The following is a 19,946-nucleotide window of genomic DNA, read 5'->3' on the forward strand; positions in this document are numbered from 1 at the left end:
ATTAAATCATGAAGTTTAAACTATTACTGATCATTTTCCTGGCCATTTCTGCAACGCAAAGCTTCGCGCAAAATGCTGCGAAGGCTTTTAGCGACGTGAAAAATGTTACCGTCCGCAACGTCGGAATTATTAAAAAAAATAACATCGTAAAGGGGTATTTTACTTTTTACGAGTACGACAAGGCCGACAAAAAGAATCTTATTTACAAACTAAACCTGGTTGACGAAAACTTAAACGACCTGGGCACGAAAGAAATTACCGGCCCCAAAGACTGGGAACTGGTAAGCAGCGGCTTTGATGGCAATAACTTTTGTTTTAAATTTTACGATGATAAAAAACGCACATTCGAACTAAAAGTATATAACCAGGATGGTGTAGAAGTGGTTTCAAACCCGTTGAAAATAAATTACAAGCCTTCGAGTAATTCGAAGTACGAGATGTACCAGCAAATGACAAGCCCGGAGCTAAATATTGTTGAAAATAACGGCTTTGTTGATTATACGTTTAATGACCCCAATGATGCATTTATCATCAGCTACGCTAATGGCAATACGAAAAATACCTGGCAACAAACTTATCAACCTGAGGGTAAATCGAAAGTTATGCTGCCAACATTTTTGAACGGGAACGATGAAGTGATTTTAACAGCCGTGACCCGTATTGAAAAAGGTATGTATAATACCAAAACACAGCATACCGTATTGGCAAGCAGTGCAAAAAACGGTGCCCAGCTGTTTGAGGTATCAACAGAAATTGATGATAACCATGTAGTACCGATTAACGCAATTTTTGAAAATGGAAATATTGTAGTGATTGGACTGAACTATAAGTCGACCAAAACTCTTACTTCCCCGCCGGATGGCATAGCTTTTCTGATATTTGATAAAAATGGCAAGCTGGTTAAAAGTAATTTTAAAACATTTGAGGAGACTTTAGGTAAATTTTTACCACTAGAAGACCATAAGTTGAAAGACGGTTATTATCTGTACATACACGATATAGTGCGCACGCGTAGAAACACCAACCTTGTAGTAGCCGAAAAATTTAAAAAAGTTGTCGACGTGGGCGGGGCTGCGCTATCGTTATTCAGCAGTAAAGCCGGACCTATTAAATTGCAACTTGAAAATATGGTAGTTATGGAATACGATTTGGACGGCAACCTGTTGCAGGCCAAAGAAATACCAAAAGCTAAAGGGAGCACTGGTGTATTCCCATCTTACACAGGCTTTCTGACGCCGTACCTTTTAGCCACGGTATCTGACATATTTGGCTGGATGGACTATATGTACACCGTTAAAAGCGATGACAATGGCGATATAACCTTTAGCTTTGTTGATTATGACAGGCTTGACGCCGGTGCGAAAAAAACCGAAAATTTTGGACAGATAAAATACCACGATGGTAAAATAACTGTCGACAAGATTCCTGTTAAAAACGAGAAAGCAACTTTTTCGCGTTTAATGAGAGCCAGCACAAACCATGTGTTGCAGGTAAACTATTTTAAAAAGGAAAAGAAACTTACCATGGATATGATTAAGCTGAACAACTAAATGTTTAGCAAAAAAGCCCGGTATGGCAAACTGCATTTTAGTTTGCCATATCGGGCTTTTTGTAAAGGACGCGCGTAGCTGAATTTCGCTGGCTCCATTTTATTTGAAACGGCCTAAACTCAAAGTGCCTTCATCTTCCCGCATGAGCAAGCGCAATTGGTGTCATCAACTCCGAAACTATTTAAAAAATGCTGGTAAAACGCGATTCGGTCGTTCATGCTGAAAATGTTCTCGCCTTTATTGCATTCAATCGGGCCATTGATAATATTGATCGTCATGCCAAAACCAGGGACGCGGTTTGCAGCTTTATCGGCTGCATTTGGCTGCCATTTGCCAATCATTACATCATGTGCCGATGGTCTGGCGGGTTGCGGTGTCATCCAAAAATAAATAGCCGTTTTAAAAGCGGTCACCGCATCAGTTTCAACCTGCTCGGGGTTGTTTAATAATATTTTTTTATCACCGAAAATACAGTCAGATGCATAGCCGTAGTTGCCATTGTAACTGATTTGCAAAGGCCCGCGGCCGTAGTATTTTTTACCCGCAACCGCAGGGTAGGCATCATTTTCCGAAATATAAGGTAATGATGTGTTGTTTTCGTGGATAAACATCAGCCCGTCGGTATAGGTTCCATTTTCGCCGTGGCGGGTTTCATGCGCTATGTTCGCAAAAAAGGCAGCCAGCTCTTTTTTGTTGGTTTGCAGGTCTTTTTCGGCGCAGAAGTTTCCGTAGTTAATGGTATAGCTGCTATCTGGTTTCTTTTTGGCCCAATCTTCATTCCAATCGGGATCCTGGCGCACTACATCAGCTTTGCCGGTGGCCTTATCGGTACGCACAATCTGGTAAACAGATACCGCCCGCCGGGTTATTTTTACCGATATGTTGCCCATTTCTTTTACTGCCCTTGCAAATGCTGCATAGGTGTAAAACTTATCACGCATGGGGAACAAGGCATTAAACTGCGCTTCGTTTAAAAAGCTGGTTAAGGCAGGTTTGGGTTGCTCCACAGCTTTGGGGGGCGCTGCCGGTCCGGCGCATTTCACGCTTGATAATATTGTTGCGGCAAATAAAAAGGTGATTATAATAAGCAGGGGCTTTTTCACGATGGTATGGTTTAATTATAAAATGTAGCGGCTATCGGCCCGCCAGTTTTGCCAAAATTGACAATAAAATTTATATAACGCCTAAAACCTAATAGTGTTTCCCCCAAAAGCCGTGGAAAAATTTTAAATTGAAATGAGATGGCATCCCGATTCAAAATCCTAAATTCGGCAACCAACATTAGAAATTCAAAATTTCATATGAAGATTTATACAAAAACCGGCGACAAAGGCCTTACCTCACTAATAGGTGGTACGCGTGTTGCCAAACATCATATCCGCATTGAAAGCTACGGAACTGTTGACGAACTCAACTCATATATTGGTTTAATAAGCGACCAGGATATTTCCGTTCACGATAAACAAGTGCTAAAACAAATACAGGACAGGTTGTTTACTATAGGCTCATCGCTTGCTGCTGATCCTGAAAAATCAAAGATGGTGATACCCGATCTTTATATGACGGACGTTGAATTACTTGAGAAGGAAATGGACGCTATGAATGAACAACTGCCAGAATTAAGGCATTTTATTTTACCGGGGGGCAGCAACGCGATATCATATTGCCATATTGCGCGCTGCGTATGTCGCCGGGCTGAGCGAATTACCGTACATCTTGCTAAAGAAAGTCCTGTTGATGAAAAGGTGACCATTTATCTAAATCGCCTGAGTGACTATTTATTTACACTTGCCCGCAAAGTCGGCCATGAAAATAATATACCAGAGAATAAATGGATGCCAAGGGGGGAGTAGGTGAGTGGTTGATTAAGAGAGTGGTTTATTAAGTTTAAAATGTCATTTTTACTGTGAACTACGAACCATTAACCATTAACTGCAACTAAATGAAAAAAAATATTGATAATCGAATAAAAAATATTATACTTTTGCGAAAATGTTAATTTACCGATAAAATAAATTATATAGAATATGTATTGGACACTAGAACTGGCATCACACCTTGAAGATGCACCCTGGCCTGCAACAAAAGATGAATTGATTGACTACGCCATCCGTTCCGGAGCACCTGTTGAGGTTATTGAAAACTTACAGGCATTAGAGGATGATGGTGAGCCGTACGAAAATATTGAAGAGATATGGCCTGATTACCCTACAAAAGATGACTTCTTTTTTAACGAAGACGAGTACTAAAACACCTGTAACTCATAAAAAACCCTGATAAACAGGGTTTTTTTATTTTTACTCTTTTTTGGAATGGGTTTTGGTATTGATGAGCGGTAACATTTATCAACTAAAACTTTACAAAAAATGAGAAGTATTCTTTATTTAATCGCCGTTGTCCTGGTAATCTTGTGGATACTGGGATTTGCCAACAATTATGGTGGCGGCCTGATCCACATTCTTTTAGTAATTGCTGTTATTGCAGTCCTTTTAGGAATTATTAGAAGAGCATAAGTTAGCTAAGAGTCGATAGACCCGGTACCGTAGTTTGATTTCATTATCGAGCATGGTCTATGGTCTATCGGCTTTTCAAAATCGCTTCTGCAATGGCAATATCTTCCGGAAAGGTTATCTTAATGTTTTGGTGGCTTCCTTCAAATAAATTAATTTTTACGCCCGTTTCTTCAACTACACTCGCATCGTCGGTAAATTTTGAGTCAAAGACTTGCTCATAAGCCTTTTTTATTTGTGCCGACTGAAATGTTTGTGGTGTTTGCACCAGGTAGACGTCATCTCGCACCAAACTTCGCGATATACTTACTTCTATCAATCTTACAGAATCCCTGCTTTTAACGGCCGTAACGGCATTGCCATGTTCTGCGGCATATTGATACGTGTTTTCAATTATCGTGCGGCTAATGAGCGGCCTTACAGCGTCGTGCACGGTTATAACAGCATCTGTGTCCGTTATTAAATCAAGACCATTTTTTACTGAATGAAACCGTGTTTCGCCGCCTGTTATCAATTGATGCGGTACTTTAAAGTGATATTCAGCGCATAGCTCTTTCCAATAGGTATGATAGTCGGCCGACAGAACTAAAATAATCGCGGGGTTAGCTGCTGAAGAGTGAAAAGCTTCGATGGTGTGCATTAAAACCGGTTTGCCTGCAAGCAGCAAAAACTGCTTCGGCACGGTGGCCTGCATACGGGTGCCGGTGCCGCCGGCAACTATTATCGCAAAAAACTTAGGGGTTACCGTCATTGTCATCCAAAGCTATAAATCAATCTGCATTAAAAATAAAAAAGCCCCTTTAAATTTTAAAGGAGCCTTGTTTTTTAAATCCGGAATCGAAAATCGAATTTCGAAATTAAATTATCAGCATGGCATCGCCGTAGCTGTAAAAACGATATTTTTCCTTAACTGCCACTTCGTAGGCATTCATTACGTTTTCATAACCGCCAAAAGCACAAACCATCATCAATAAAGTTGATTCGGGCGTATGGAAATTGGTGATCATTGAACTGGCAATGCTAAAATCATACGGTGGGAAAATAAACTTACTGGTCCAGTCGTTTGCCGGCTTGAGCGTTTTATTTGCCGACACAGCCGACTCAATAGCACGCATTGATGTGGTACCAACAGCACAAATTTGTTTTTTACGTTCGATGCCGCGGTTTACAATATTTGCCTGTTTTTCTTCTATAATAAACTGCTCCGAGTCCATTTTGTGCTTGGTAAGATCTTCAACCTCAACCGGGCGGAAAGTACCAAGGCCAACGTGCAGGGTAACTTCGGCAAATTCAACACCTTTTAGTTCAAGGCGTTTCATTAGTTCGCGGCTAAAGTGCAAACCGGCAGTAGGGGCTGCAACAGCGCCTTCGTGTTTTGCAAAAATGGTTTGGTAACGCTCTTTATCCTCGCTGGTAGCTTTACGTTTAATGTATTTTGGCAGCGGAGTTTCACCTAATATTTCCACATTCTTGCGGAATTCTTCGTCGGTACCATCGAATAAAAAGCGGATGGTACGGCCGCGCGAGGTGGTATTATCAACAACCTCGGCAATTAAAAGATCATCATCGCCAAAATACAGTTTGTTGCCAACGCGTATTTTACGGGCAGGATCAACTAAAACATCCCACAGGCGAAGTTCTTTATTTAGCTCGCGCAGTAAAAAAACTTCAATAGTAGCGCCGGTTTTTTCTTTGTTACCGTACATGCGTGCCGGGAATACTTTGGTGTTGTTAAGGATCATTACATCCTTATCGTCAAAATAATCCAGTACGTCTTTAAATATTTTGTGCTCAATTTTGCCTGAATCGCGGTGTAATACCATTAAACGTGCTTCGTCGCGCGTGCCTGCCGGGGTATGGGCAATTAATGATTCGGGCAAGTTAAATTTAAATTGAGATAATTTCATGCTAAAAGATGTGAATTTTCAAGGGCGCAAATGTACGAAATATATTTGGAATTTCACGGATGTAAATTTGATTACACCAATTGCTTATCAATACAAATAATTGTTAATAATAGTTTGAAATAATGTAACTTAAATGATTGCCTGTCGTCTAAAAATCATCAAACCCTGGTATCACTCGGTGCTACCGGTTAAGTCAGAGTAAATAATCGGTGTAATTGCGCGGCAATTGGTGTAATCACAAAAAACAAAATAATGATATTTTTAAAACTCTTTAGGGAAAGCTTTCTGTTTGCTTATGATGCCTTGAGGCAAAATAAGCTTCGTACATTCTTGTCGCTGGTTGGCGTTACCATAGGCATATTCCTGATTATCTTTGTTTTTTCGGCGGTTGATACCCTGAAAAACAACCTGCAAAAGAGTGTTAATAAGCTGGGCAGCAACAGTATTTATATACAAAAATGGCCATGGGTAAATAACGAGGATTCGCCCTGGTGGAAATACCTGCAGCGCCCCACACCAAAATTGCGCGAGTTTGACGAACTGCAAAAACGCAGTCAGACTGCGCTTGCTGTATCGTACGAAATCAGCATAGACAACCGTATAGTAAAATACCAGAGCCATACGGTGGAGGGTGCACAAATTGATGCCACATCGCACGATCATGATAAAACCTGGAACTTTGACTTTGAAGACGGACGCTATTTTACCGAAATGGAATCGCGGTCGGGCAGCCCGGTTACGGTGATAGGGCATGATATTGCTGCCGATCTTTTTCCCGACGGAGGAGCCGTTGGTAAAGCCCTTAAAATAATGGGCCGCAACGTTACGGTAATAGGTGTATTTAAAAAAGAGGGAAGTGATATTTTAGGAATATCGGACGACAAGGAAATTTTGTTACCCTTGAATTTTGCCAAAAACGTGATTGACGTGCAAAACGCAAGCTATAACCCGCAAATAGTTGTGCGGGGTAAAAATGGCTTAAGCGATTTGGAGGTTGAAAGCGAGGTGCGGGGACTAATGCGTTCTATCCGACGTTTAGGGCCTAATAATGAAGATAATTTTGCGCTAAATAAAACCACCATACTTTCTAATCAATTGGATATAGTGTTTAATGTTTTAACCAAGGTTGGCGGCTTTATCGGCTTGTTTTCAATATTGGTTGGTGGCTTCGGCATTGCCAATATTATGTTCGTATCGGTTAAGGAACGTACCAATATTATAGGCATCCAAAAGTCATTGGGCTCCAAAAATTACTTTATTTTACTTCAGTTTTTAATTGAATCTATCGTTTTATGCGTGATGGGGGGCTTATTTGGGCTCGGGATGGTTTTGGCGGTAGCTGCGTTGGTAAAAGCCGGTACCGACGTGCAAATTGTACTCGATATTAAGAACATTATCCGCGGCATATCTTATTCAATAATTATCGGGATGCTCTCGGGAATTATCCCTGCGTATTTTGCGGCCAAGCTGGATCCTGTTGAAGCGATAAGGTCGAATTAAGTCCGAAAAGTCCGGAAAGTCAGTAAAGTCCGAAATATGGATTTTAGTAATTGACTATTATTATTCGAATTTTTGCGATTTCCAACCAGCTGCAGCTTCTTTACCGACTTTCCGGACTTCGGAGTTCCGGACTAGTCTCATCCCTCTGCTTCCATGGCCACGTAATGCCCTGCTATCTTTTCATATAGCGTATCAGGCACAAACGGTTTGGTTAAATAATTACACATACCTGCAGCGAGGGCCTTGGCATGGGTTTCGGGCATCGCATCGGCGGTAAGCGCGATGATAGGGGTCGAGGTATTTGTTTGGCGAATTATGCGTGTAGTTTCAAACCCATCCATTCCGGGCATTTGCAGGTCCATTATTATCAGGTCGTAGTAATTGTTGTTTACCATCTCGACAGCCAGTTTCCCACTAATGGCTTCCTCCGCCTGCACCTGCCATTTTTTAAGGAACTTAGATGCTATCATCAAATTCATTTTGTTATCGTCAACAACAAGCACCCGCATGCCCTGCAGGTTGCGTTCGGTATTGGCTGTAGCAGGCGTTGAAAGGTCGACTGCTTGAACCTGCCTGGCAATACTAAATGTAATTTCGAAAACAAATTGAGTGCCTTTTCCCGGCTCGCTTAAAACTGAGATATTGCTTTTATGCAGTTCAATTAAACGTTTGGTAATAGCAAGCCCCAGCCCCGTACCACCATAATCAACTTCATGATTTTGCGATTCCTGCATAAAAGGGTCGAATATCAGCGCCAGGTTTTCAGGCGCAATACCAATCCCCGTATCAGCTACAGTGAATTTAATGGTGATGTGTTTGTCATCACACATTTGTTTGTTAACCAACAGGCTTACTTTGCCCTCGTGTGTGAATTTAATGGCGTTGCTTAACAGGTTATTAATTACCTGCCCAAGTCTTACCTGGTCGCCTATTAAATATTCCGGGATGCCTGAGTCAACCCCAAGTTCAATTTCAAGATCTTTTTCGGCTGCCCTTGCATAAAACGATTGTTTTATTTTTTGAGCGAGGTTTATAACACTAAATGGCTGCACATTCAGTTCAAGTTTGCCGGCTTCAATTTTGTTATAGTCTAAAATGTCGTTAATTATGGCCAGCAGGTTCTCGCCGGAGAATTTTAAAATATTTAAGTATTCAAGTTGCTCAGGCAGCGGGTTTTCGCTAAGCAATAGGTTGGTAGTGCCTATTACTGCATTCATAGGCGTCCGTATTTCGTGGCTCATTATCGAAAGGAATTCCGATTTAAAGTGCGACGATTTTTCGGCCTGCTCTTTGGCCGAGATGAGCGCCTGGGTAGCTTTCTGGCGGTCGGTAATATCTTCGCCAATGCCTGTAATTTCTTTTATTTTACCGTTTTCATCATAGCTAACCGTGTTCTGCCAGCTGATAATGCGCTCCTCGCCGTTGCGGCACAGTACCGAATTTATAAATTGCGCATCAAACTTGTTATTTCTGAATGATTCGGCCAATGTTTCTCTTTGGTTTTCCGGTACAAATTTTTCAAGCCAGTTTAACCCTAGTATTTCATTTTGGTCGTAACCGAGGATATGAGCCATCTGCTTGTTGCAAAAAATCAGGATGCCTTTTTTATCTATCGATACGGCGGGGAGGTTAATGGTCTCCAGTACCAGTTTATATTTATTTTCGGTGCGCTGGTAATCTATCTCCGCCTGTTTTCTGTCTGTTATATCCTGGATGGTGCCAATAACTTTGCGTACGGAGCCGTCATCGCGCCTTAGCAGTTTCCCAACGATAATGCTCAGGTATTTCACATTGCCGTTTGGCGTAACTATCCTGTACTCGTACGATGTGTTGGTGATGTTCGAAATATCTTTTAAATGCTGTTTAAGAATATGCCTGTCATTAGGATGGGCATATTTTACCAACATCTTTACGATGCTGTTTTCGTTAACCGCGCCCGGTTTGAGTTCGAAAATGTTGTTTATCTCTTCGCTCCAGGTAAGTTTGTTTAAAATAATGTCCCAGTTCCAGTTTCCTATTTTGGCAATTATTTGCGCCTCAACCAATTCGGCCTGGCTTACCTTAATCCGTTTTTCAGACAGGCGGGTTTCGGTAATATCCTGCAAAATGCCAATAATACGTTTTAAACTGCCATCACTGTTTTTTATCAGTTCGCCTTTTAATACCTTTATGTACTTCAGTTTACCACGAGGCGTGATAATTTTGTGCTCGAATTCTCCTTTGCCAATATCCTGTATGTTTGTAAAATAAGCATATGCAGTTTCGCGGTCATCAGGATGGATCAAGCTCAGGTAATAATCAAATTTCTCTATTCCTTCTGGTACACCCTTAACTTCAAGTATGCTGTAGAGGCTTTCAGACAAATGGGTTTCGCGTGTTGCCACATCGAAATACCAGTTGCCAATTTTGGCTATTGATTGTGCCTCGAGCAACAGGTTTTCATTCTCCTTTAAAGCATCGGCATACTTTTTTTGTTCCGATATGTCACTTACAGAAGCAGATATGCGCGAAGTGTATTTTCCGGTCCTGTCAAAAACAGGGCTTACTTTGGCAACCAGCCATTGCCCTGTGCCGAAATCGCTTTGATAAGTGACGGAGGTTGGCTCATGGGTTTTTATAACATAATCTAAAGCATCGTCAAATTTCTTTGCCTTTTCATAACCCAAAACCTCGCTCAGTCTTTTTCCTACGCAGGTTTCGGGGTTAATCACCCGGCCTTCAATTCGCCTGAACCAGGTATTGAGGCAAACTTTATCCTCATCAAACTCAAAAATTACATCGTTTAGCGAGTTGATAAGCGCATCAAGCTTTTTACCGCTCTGACGCAGCTCTTCGTCGTTAATTATAAGGCTTTTATTAAGGTCGATAACGTGGGCAAGGGCCTTTTTAAATCTTAGCTTATAAGCCATCATTACCAGGAATGACACATGGGCGATACAGGTAAACGTGAGTAACAGCAACACCAGCGTAGTAACGGATATGTACAATTTAGGCGCGGTAATGTAAGCTATAATAGTAGCAACTATATTGGCCGAGCATAGGACTACGAACTCCCAGCGTTTTTTGCAAAAAAGGGTGAGGGCGATAAAAATGGTGATAGCGCTGAACAGGTAAACATGTTCGAAGCCATTTTTACTGAGTAATATGCCGTTATTAATTGTTAAAAATGAAATGATCGTCAGGTACTGACTTACGGTATCAAAAAGCCTAACCCGGTATAACGAAAATGCCAGGGCCGCCGCGCATAACCCGCTGCAAACCAGGCGCAGCCATAGTGGATCGTACGAATTGTAGAAACACAAATAATGGAGTGAAGGACTGGCAATAAACAATCCAATCAGTAGTAACTGATAAATGGTATTATCATTTTGAACAAATAACAGCAACCTGCTTTTGAAAGACATACTAACCAGTTTTTTTAATTGTGAATAAGTGGATTGTTTATCAAATTTTGAGACTTAAGTAATACAGGCATGAAAATTTTACAATTGTGAACTATCTTAAGGGCTATTAATACGCAGATTTCGTTACATTTGTTGCAAATAAATATTTTCCTATGTCGGCTACTGCGCAATTAAAAATTGGCGATACAACTTACGAGCTTCCGGTAATAGAAGGCACCGAAGGCGAAAAAGCAATTGATATTTCGAAATTAAGAGACCAATCAGGGTATGTAACTTTTGATACCGGCTACAAAAACACAGGCGCAACAAAAAGCGCTATTACTTTTTTAGACGGTGAAAAAGGCATACTCAAATACCGCGGTTACCCCATAGAAGAGCTTGCCGAAAAATCGAGTTTTATTGAGGTTGCCTACCTGCTTATCCACGGCGAATTGCCGACGGAAAAGGAATTGGCCAACTTTCAGTACGAAATAAGCCGCCACACGCTGGTACATGAGGATATGAAGAAGTTTTTTGATGGTTTCCCGTCAAAAGCACACCCAATGGGGCAACTGTCTTCGCTTGTATGTGCGCTATCGGCATTTTACCCGGAGTCGTTGAAATCGGTACAGACCGAGCAGGAACTGCACTTGAGCATTATCAAGATGCTGGCCAAAATGGCGACTGTAGTTTCGTGGATATACAAAAAGTCTTTGGGCCACCCGCTTATTTATCCTCAAAACAAATACGATTATGTAACCAATTTCCTGTACATGACCTTTGGCCAGCGTACCGAGCAAATTGAGATTGACCCGGTAATTGTAAGCGCAATGAACACCTTGCTGATATTACACGCCGACCACGAACAAAATTGTTCTACTTCCACTGTACGTATAGTAGGTTCGTCCGAATCAAATATCTATGCATCTGTTTCAGCCGGTATTTCTGCATTGTGGGGACCACTGCATGGTGGTGCAAACCAGGCCGTAATTGAAATGCTGGAGAAGATAAAAGAGGATGGGGGAGATACCGATAAATGGATTGCCAAAGCAAAAGATAAAAACGATCCTTTCCGTTTAATGGGATTTGGGCACCGTGTTTACAAAAACTTCGACCCTCGCGCTAAAATTATCAAAAAAGCCTGCGACGATATTTTAGAGAAACTCGGTATTGATGATGAAGTGCTGGAAATAGCTAAAAAGCTTGAGGAAGTAGCCCTGAAAGATCCATATTTTGTTGAGCGCAAGCTTTATCCTAACGTTGATTTTTATTCAGGTATTATCTACCGTGCACTTGGCTTCCCAACCGATATGTTTACTGTACTGTTTGCCCTTGGCCGTTTGCCAGGCTGGATTGCACAGTGGAAAGAAATGAAAGAAAACAAGGAGCCAATCGGCCGCCCGCGCCAGATCTACGTAGGTGCGGTTAATAAGGAATATGTTGATATAAAGAACCGTTCTTGGTAGAATGAGTTCATAGTTGGTGGTTCATAGTAAGAGGGCTTTAGCCTGACTATAATAACATAAGGTCCGCAGTTCATTTATTGAATTGCGGACCTTTTTCTATTGGGATTAAGCTAATTAATAAAAATGATTATACCGCTCGTTACTAATCAGCGTAATCATCTTGCAATCGGTGAAATCATAAAGATTAAAAAAGCCCGCTGGTTATTAACCAAACGGGCCTTTCAATCAATCCAATCAACTCTGTTATTGTTTTATCAGGCTATAGAAGTAAAACGCAGGATGAGTTAAATCAAGCGTCACCTTATAGTCGCCGGTTACAGTAACCGGAATATTTTCGCCACCGTATTTTAAAATACCGTTGGCAGGCTTGTTGTCGCCAAGGTTAATGTCCCAGGCATCGTTGGCCCTGAATTTGCAGAAACCACCTGCAGTTAAATGAATAGTGCCGCCCCAGGTTTGGGTTGCTGAATCAAAAGTAAGTGCAGTACTTGCACCCCAGCCGCCTGGTGTAGCATCGCCTATTATACCCCATTGGGTTTTAGTTACCGACCATGTACTGCCAGTTAAATCTGCTTTTAATAAGTAATAGCCAGTTGATGGAACTGATAAGTTACCACCGCTTGTGCTCAATTTTCCGCTGCCCGCATCACCATAGTTGGTGTGGTTCCAGTCAGGGTCGCTGGTATATTTAAATTCCAGTGAACCGGCATCTGTATAGTTTACATAGCCTTCGTACAGTTTGTTATCGCTTGGCGATGAAATACGCATAGCTGTAGCAGGCGACCATCCCTGGTAAGCTCCCGGTACATACAATGATGCATAAAAAGGGATATCAAAATACGGCGTAACGGTTAACGTCAAAATATTTGAATAAGTGGTTTGAACATTTGTTGCCAGTTCAGATTTAATGCGGGTTTCCAACTGTGCAGGGTTACCGGCAATAAGGCCCATGGAAAGTAACATGGTATTTAAATCGGCACCAGTGTACGCTTTTGATTTAGCTGTTAAACCAATATCTTTACTGTTTGCAAAATTAGCGCCTTTTAAAGCTATCTGTAAGGTATAAGTAACCGCAGATTTGAAGCCATAGTCGGTTGGTGTATAGCTAAAAGAAACTGCGTTATCACCAGCGGTAGCACTGGTTAATACAATTGTTGTTGCCGAAGCAGTTAATGCGCCGGGTTTGCCGGATGTAGCCGTTACCTTGACGCCATCCTTTTTACAGGATGCCAGCATCAGCAGGGCTATACTGCTGAAGGCAAGGAATTTTGTTAAAACTGTTTTCATTTTTAATGTTTTTTAATTTAACTCACTTATTGATAAAGAGGGCTGAACTATATGTTTTAAATTGTTTTAATAATTAGTAACCAGCGTTTTGTTTCAGGTTAGGGTTAACTGCCCTGTCCTGGTCGGGTATTGGGTACAAGTTGCGGAAATCGCCAACGCTTGCACCATTTTTTACGCCACCTTTAAACGGCCACACATAAGTAGCAGTTGTAAACAAGCCGTAACGTATTAAGTCCGAACGCCTGAAACCTTCCCAGAAAAGCTCACGGGCACGCTCGTCTAAAATAAAGTTGGCTGTTAGCTGCCCGCTGGTGATATTACCGTTGGTATTGCCATAAGCACGCTGGCGCAGGTTATTAACGTAGGTTAAAGCAGTTGGAAGATCAGCAGCGCTGCCACTTTTAACTGCTGCTTCGGCAAAAATAAGGTACTGTTCAGCCAAACGGAAGATCGGCATATCCACGTCCGAAAAATCCTTACTGCTTGCATCGGTACCGTTAGCATTTAAGTTCCTGAATTTGGTAACCGAATAACCATCTGTAAATGAGGTGATGTCGTTTATAGCAAGTGTTTGTCCTTGTGTCCAGAATTCTGCCCTGGTATCAGGATTGCCGTTGTTCGGGAACGAGGTTGTAGTATTAGCCGGGAACAAGGCAACTAAAGCGCTTGTTGTACGGATACCGCCCCAGCCACCACCTATACCAAAGCTTGAAGCTGGCATCGAGCCGCCAACAGAAGCATGCGTCATGAAGGTTGTACCACCGTAACCCTGAGTTTTCGCACCATTGTAGTTAATAGTGAAGATAAACTCAGAAGTATTATTGTTGTTATCGGCAGTCATCAGGTTATCATAGTTATTGATAAGTGTATAGCCTGCGCCTATCACTTTTTTCGAATAAGTAATAGCATCTGCATACCGTGGGCTGCCTGTGTAAACGCCGGCATTTAAGTAGATACGGGCCAGGAGTGACCAAGCAGCAGCTTTATCGGCACGGCCATATTCGTTTGCCTTAGGGTCAACTAACAAGGGGTCAATTGCTTTCAGTTCACTTTCAATGTAAGTAAATAATGTTTTACGGTCTGTTTGCGGAGGCAATATTGAACCTACAGCATTAGCATCGGTTACAAACGGAGGGTTTGCAAACAAATCCATCAACACAGAGTACTGGTAAGCGCGTAAAAAACGTGCCTCGGCTGCGAAATGGCGGATGTTATCAGCATCAGCACCTGTAAAACCCCGTTTCGAAATCTCCGCGTCAGTCGACTGGCGGATAAAATCATTTGCCAAAGTAATCTGGTACATTGAGCGGTAGTATAAACCGGTAAGGATTACGTTGCCTGATGACCAGTTCATGTTGTGGAAATCCGGAACACCTGGGTCACCCCAACCAATTACGGCTTCGTCTGTAGGCAGCTCCTGGGCATACCATAGCAGGCGGAAAAAGTCAGAAGTACCTTCGTCAATACCCTGAATGTCACCAGAACCTGCCGGCCCGGAATTTCCGGTTAGCGCAAAGCTGCCATAAACCTTTGCCAGTGATTGTTTGTACCCGGCCGCAGTGCTATACACCGTCTCGGATGTTACCTGGTAATTTGGTGCAAGAATTTTGTTTTTGTTGCACGATATTAAGCTGCTGGCAATCAGGCCCGCAGTTAATAAAATCTTTAGTGAATTTCTTTTCATATTAATGTCGTTTACAATTATCAATCTCAAATTATTTCAATGCCAGGTTTAAGCCCAATGAATATATCCTTGGCCTTGGATAAAAATTATTATCCAAACCGCTTGATACTTCAGGGTCAACGCCTTTGTATTTTGTAATGATAAATACGTTTTGAACGTTTCCGCTAATCCTCAGGTCACCGGCGCCGCTAAACAACTTGCCGAAATTGTAACCTATATGTATGTTATCCATCCTGAAGAAAGAGGCATTTTGAATCCAGTAATCTGATAATACGTCCTGGGCAGAGTTACCTGTTAGACCGCTGTTTAATACATCGCTCGAACCGTTGTTTATAATGGTTAACGGGTTTATAAAGTTACGCTGTACGCCTGTGCTTGATGCTACGTTGTTGTATACATAGTTGCCAAGGCTTGCACGTGCAACAAAACCTATGTTCCACTTTTGGTACCTGAAATCAGAGTTCAAGCCAAAAAATGCTTTAGGGTCGGGGCTGTGATCATGTAAACGGTCTTTATCGTTTATGATGCCATCGCCGTTTTGGTCAACAAACACACCGTCAATTGGTTTACCGTTTGCGCCATACACCTGTTGATAGTCAAAGAAAGTATTTCTTGTATAGCCTGGCTGGTCAATTTGTATGAAGTTACCTGTACCACCCGAAACGCCACCAACTTGTATACCCGGATAGTTTGGATTAGCTATTGTTGTAAGGTTGGTGATTTTGTTTTTGTTATAAGTTACGTTAAAACCTACGGTCCAGCCAATATTCTGGCTGTTAATGATCTTATCATTAATAGAGAATTCAACGCCTTCGTCTGTCATATCGCCTACGTTACCAATAATGGTATTACCGAAGTTTGTGCCCGCAGGTTGCCCGATAACCACCAATAAATTTTTGGTCTTCCTGTAGTAGTAATCTACAGAGCCTGTTATGCGGTCGTTAAGGAAACCAAAATCAAAACCAGCGTTGGTTGTTGAAGTTTGTTCCCAGGTACGGCCGGGGAAATAAGCACCCGGGCGGTATAACTGGTAAAACTGGTTACCAAACTGGTATTGTGCAGTGCTGTTACTTAAGCTGTATTGCGACAGGTACTCATAGTCGCCAATACCTTCCTGGTTACCGGTTACACCATATTCAAGGCGTAATTTAAGGGTTGAAAGCGTTTGGTTATTCTTCAGGAAATCTTCGTTATTAATTTTCCAGGCCAAAGCAACGGAAGGGAAGTTACCAGTACGAATGCCCGGAGCAAATTTAGTTGAAACATCACTACGGAAACTGGCAGTTAAATAGTATTTCTGGTCATAGTTATAGTTTAACCTGCCGTATAACGATGTAAGCTGCGATTCGTTAGTATAGGACGGATAGTTTGAAGCTGAGTTAGGATTCACTGTGCCATCGGCAAATTTGCTGCTGTAGAAGAAACTGCTGTTCGGCAGCGAATAGAAGTTTACGTAGTCAGTTTTCTTAAAATCCTGGAATGAGTAACCTGCAACCGCATCGAAATGGCTCTTTATGCTTTTAATATCTTTAAAATAACTAAAGAAACCTTCGAACAAGCTATTTCCTGTAACTTGTTTGTACTGGCTGTCGTTACCGCTATAGTACTTGCCTGTAGCAGGGTCTTTGTAGCTGTAATAATTTGAGGCCGCGTCGCCAGGTATTTTATCAAAACCTGTACCTCTGGAGCCGTCGTAGGATACGTTAACGTTAGCATGCAAATCAGGAAAGAAATGGAATTTATAATCCAAAGCAAGGCTGGTAATTGCCCTGTAAACTTTGCTTTCGTTATCGTTTTGCTCTAATAAGCCAACGGGGTTAAGCGGAGCTAAGGCTTTAAGTCCGCTCGCGCTGGTTGGGTCCGGATCAAGCGGCTGGAAATAACCGCCATAACGTGAAAATTTGCTATCATCAGAACGTACCGGAACAGTCGGATTAAAATTTACAGCGCTACCTATAATGCCACCTTCGTTAGCAAACCTTTGTTTTACCTGCGCACCCTTGAAATTGAAGTTGATTTTCAAGTGATCGGTAAACAAGCTTGGGCTAAGGTTTATAGCTGCTGTAGTTCTTTTTAATGATGTTGTTTTTAGTATACCGTCCTGGTCGCTGTAGCCAACAGAAACGCGGTAAGGTAATTTACCTGTAGTACCTGCTAAGCTTAAGTTATTATCAGAACCTATTGCCGTACGGTAAATTTCTTTTTGCCAGTCGGTATTGGCGGTACCTAACAAATTAACATACCTTTTGTCGGCAGTATTGTCATTTGCTTTGATGTAAGCGCGAAATTGATCCGGGTTAAGTACAGGAGCCTCTTTTGTTAACTTTGAAACAGAAAATAAGGAGCTAAAGTTGACAATTGGCTTACCTGCCTGGCCCTTTTTGGTGGTAATTAATATTACACCGTTTGATGCCCTGTTACCATAAATAGCAGCAGATGATGCGTCTTTCAATATCGAAAAGCTTTCGATATCATTAGGGTTGATCAAATCAAGCGGGTTAGCCGCACCTGCAATACCATCGTTACTTAGCGGAACGCCGTCAATTACAATCAAAGGGTCGTTGCTGCCGTTAACCGAAGCACCGCCACGTATGCGGATTGTGCTGCCTGCGCCCGGAGCACCACTGTTTGATATAATAGAAACACCGGCAACTTTACCTTGTATTAATTGCTCAGGAGTGGTAACAGACCCTGTATTGAAATCTTTTGCCGTAACTGTGGCAATTGATCCTGTAAGGTCCTTGCTTTTTGCACTACCGTATCCGATAACCACTACTTCGTTCAAATTGGTGTTTTGCGGTTTTAAAGCGAAATCAACTGTAACTACGGAGTTGCCTACTGTTACGGTTTTTTGAAATGCAGTATAGCCTAAAAACTTTGCGGTAACGGTATAGTTACCTGGTTTTAACCCGGTAATGGTATAGTTACCTGCACCATCGGTGGTGGCACCCATGGTGGTTCCGTCAATACTAACGGACGATCCTGGCAAGGGAAGATTGGTTTCATCAATCACCTTACCTTTTATGCCGCCAGATTGCGCAAATGCCATAACTGACATCATCAGGAACGCGCACAAGAGGACATACTTTTTTGAGTAATTTTTTCTCATATACTTAATAGTTTTTAAATTAAAAAAGGGCATTAATATGCCGCGTACAATTGGTTTGTTATTTTTGCTGAACCAGCATGTGCCTAATTTACACTTAGAAGTAATAAAAGCAAATATTATATAAAAGATAATTTTAATGACCTTAATTCAAGCGAATTTAACTTTAAAGAAACATTAAAACGATACTATTTATTTTAAGAAATTTTCAATTTTTACGCATAATTTTGAGAGAAACAAAGTTTTTAATTTTATAAAGTGTCAAAATTACACAATTGGCAATTTTACTAATATGTAACCTATTTCCGGGAACGTTCCCGGAAATTAACTGTTAACCATACACTTATTACCGATGAAAAAAAATATTTTCTGCGCGTTTTTGCTTTTTGGCCAAAGTTTTTTGTTGTTTGGGCAGCAAAAAGTAACCTTTAAAACAGGCATTTTAGCACCTTTAAAAGCTGCCTCTGAACACCTTTTTTTGGCAGGCGATTTTAACGGCTGGAACCAAGGAAATAGGGACTGGGAAATGGGGGCCGACGGGCATGGGGCATACGCCATTGTTAAGAACATGCCGAGGGGGCTTTACCACTTTAAAGTAACGCGCGGCGACTGGAAAACAGTAGAGTGCACAAAAGATGGTAAGCCTACCGATAACCGTACTGTTAGAATTGTAAACGATACCACCATAGTTGTGGATATTGAAAACTGGCAGGACTATTTTGCTGCAACACCGCAAGCCCATACCGCCAGCGCGCAGGTGCACATTATAAGCGAGAAATTTGAAATACCACAACTTGGCCGCGAGCGCAGGGTTTGGATTTACCTGCCGGCAGATTATCGATCAACCAAAAAGAAATTCCCCGTTATTTATATGCACGACGGGCAAAACTTGTTTGACGCTTCAACCTCTGGCTATGGCGAGTGGGGTATTGATGAGATTTTAGATAAGCTTGCCGGCCAAAAAGAGTGCATAGTTGTAGGTATTGACCACGGTGGAGAATACCGCATAACCGAATATGACCCTTATGATTCGAAATACGGGAAGGGCAGGGGCAGTGATTATGTTGAGTTTTTGGTGAAAACGCTTAAGCCTTACGTTGATAAAAATTATCGGACAAAAGCAGATGCGGCAAATACCACCATAGCGGGCAGTTCAATGGGAGGACTAATCTCAATGTACGCTGCATTAAAATACCCCAGCGTATTTGGTAATGCCGGCGTATTTTCGCCGGCATTCTGGATAGCGCCGGACATTTACAAATATGCTGAACAAAAAAAACTGACATCAAAATCGCGTTTTTACTTTGTTTGCGGCGATGCTGAAAGCGACACCATGGTAGCCGACATGAAAAAAATGGCGGCTATTATACGCGGTAAAATATCAAACGAGGCCAACTCGCCTATAGTAATAGTAAAAGGAGCCAGCCATAACGAAAAGCAATGGAACGGCGATTTTCCGGGGTTTTATGAGTGGCTGATAAACTAAGATTTATGAGATTTATAGGATTAAAAGATTGGGTTCGTAATCCTAAAATCTTTTAATCCTATAAATC

Annotated in this window: 14 protein-coding genes; 7 read left to right on the forward strand and 7 right to left on the reverse strand. The window is 41.7% G+C overall.

The genetic code is table 11. The features are described 5' to 3' along the window. Positions 1-8: 8 nt before the first annotated feature. Entirely contained in the window at positions 9-1,550 is a 1,542-nt protein-coding gene (locus Q0R52_RS12580) for a DUF6770 family protein (protein ID WP_295795021.1), read from the forward strand. 119 nt (positions 1,551-1,669) lie between these two features. Here Q0R52_RS12580 and Q0R52_RS12585 read toward each other — a convergent pair whose 3' ends face one another. Beyond that, on the reverse strand, positions 1,670-2,653 hold the full coding sequence (locus tag Q0R52_RS12585) for a chitinase (protein WP_295795022.1): 984 nt from the start codon (positions 2,651-2,653) through the stop codon (positions 1,670-1,672). 198 nt (positions 2,654-2,851) lie between these two features. Between Q0R52_RS12585 and Q0R52_RS12590 the strand changes: the two genes are divergently transcribed. From Q0R52_RS12590 to Q0R52_RS12600, 3 genes are all read left to right on the forward strand, one after another. After that, the gene (locus Q0R52_RS12590; RefSeq protein ID WP_295795023.1) at positions 2,852-3,403 is read left to right on the forward strand and encodes a cob(I)yrinic acid a,c-diamide adenosyltransferase; all 552 of its coding nucleotides are present in this window, start codon (positions 2,852-2,854) and stop codon (positions 3,401-3,403) included. A gap of 174 nt (positions 3,404-3,577) precedes the next feature. After that, the gene (locus tag Q0R52_RS12595) at positions 3,578-3,799 is read left to right on the forward strand and encodes a DUF2795 domain-containing protein (protein WP_002996718.1); all 222 of its coding nucleotides are present in this window, start codon (positions 3,578-3,580) and stop codon (positions 3,797-3,799) included. Positions 3,800-3,916: 117 nt separating this feature from the next. After that, positions 3,917-4,063, forward strand: a complete 147-nt coding sequence (locus Q0R52_RS12600) for a lmo0937 family membrane protein (RefSeq protein WP_252791702.1) — start codon at positions 3,917-3,919, stop codon at positions 4,061-4,063. 64 nt (positions 4,064-4,127) lie between these two features. Here the strand turns inward: Q0R52_RS12600 and Q0R52_RS12605 are convergent, their stop codons facing one another. Both Q0R52_RS12605 and queA read right to left on the reverse strand, forming a co-directional pair. Beyond that, positions 4,128-4,811, reverse strand: coding sequence for a 2-C-methyl-D-erythritol 4-phosphate cytidylyltransferase (locus tag Q0R52_RS12605; RefSeq protein ID WP_295795024.1), 684 nt, complete (start codon positions 4,809-4,811; stop codon positions 4,128-4,130). Positions 4,812-4,917: 106 nt separating this feature from the next. Next, on the reverse strand, positions 4,918-5,967 hold the full coding sequence (queA, locus tag Q0R52_RS12610) for a tRNA preQ1(34) S-adenosylmethionine ribosyltransferase-isomerase QueA (RefSeq protein WP_252791704.1): 1,050 nt from the start codon (positions 5,965-5,967) through the stop codon (positions 4,918-4,920). 252 nt (positions 5,968-6,219) lie between these two features. Between queA and Q0R52_RS12615 the strand changes: the two genes are divergently transcribed. Beyond that, a complete protein-coding gene (locus Q0R52_RS12615) occupies positions 6,220-7,467 on the forward strand; it encodes an ABC transporter permease (protein ID WP_295795025.1) in 1,248 nt (415 codons plus the stop codon). A 137-nt stretch (positions 7,468-7,604) separates the two neighbouring features. On the opposite strand, the gene Q0R52_RS12620 is transcribed toward Q0R52_RS12615, so the two are convergent. Beyond that, positions 7,605-10,871 (reverse strand): PAS domain S-box protein, encoded by a 3,267-nt coding sequence (locus tag Q0R52_RS12620; RefSeq protein WP_295795026.1) that lies wholly within the window; start codon positions 10,869-10,871, stop codon positions 7,605-7,607. Between the two features lie 152 nt (positions 10,872-11,023). Between Q0R52_RS12620 and Q0R52_RS12625 the strand changes: the two genes are divergently transcribed. Further along, a complete protein-coding gene (locus tag Q0R52_RS12625; RefSeq protein ID WP_295795027.1) occupies positions 11,024-12,316 on the forward strand; it encodes a citrate synthase in 1,293 nt (430 codons plus the stop codon). A gap of 243 nt (positions 12,317-12,559) precedes the next feature. On the opposite strand, the gene Q0R52_RS12630 is transcribed toward Q0R52_RS12625, so the two are convergent. The 3 genes from Q0R52_RS12630 to Q0R52_RS12640 all read right to left on the reverse strand — a co-directional run bounded on the left by Q0R52_RS12630 (position 12,560) and on the right by Q0R52_RS12640 (position 18,396). Next, a complete protein-coding gene (locus Q0R52_RS12630; protein ID WP_295795028.1) occupies positions 12,560-13,603 on the reverse strand; it encodes a SusE domain-containing protein in 1,044 nt (347 codons plus the stop codon). Between the two features lie 73 nt (positions 13,604-13,676). Beyond that, complete coding sequence (locus Q0R52_RS12635; protein ID WP_295795029.1) at positions 13,677-15,287, reverse strand: RagB/SusD family nutrient uptake outer membrane protein; 1,611 nt, start codon at positions 15,285-15,287, stop codon at positions 13,677-13,679. Positions 15,288-15,318: 31 nt separating this feature from the next. Continuing rightward, complete coding sequence (locus Q0R52_RS12640; RefSeq protein ID WP_295795030.1) at positions 15,319-18,396, reverse strand: TonB-dependent receptor; 3,078 nt, start codon at positions 18,394-18,396, stop codon at positions 15,319-15,321. 349 nt (positions 18,397-18,745) lie between these two features. On the opposite strand from Q0R52_RS12640, the gene Q0R52_RS12645 reads away from it, so the two are divergent. Then, positions 18,746-19,879 carry an alpha/beta hydrolase-fold protein gene (locus Q0R52_RS12645; RefSeq protein ID WP_295795031.1) on the forward strand — a complete coding sequence of 378 codons (1,134 nt, stop codon included), beginning with the start codon at positions 18,746-18,748 and terminating at the stop codon, positions 19,877-19,879. Positions 19,880-19,946 lie beyond the last annotated feature (67 nt).

Source organism: Mucilaginibacter sp., assembly GCF_025359345.1.
Taxonomy (GTDB): Bacteria; Bacteroidota; Bacteroidia; order Sphingobacteriales; family Sphingobacteriaceae; genus Mucilaginibacter.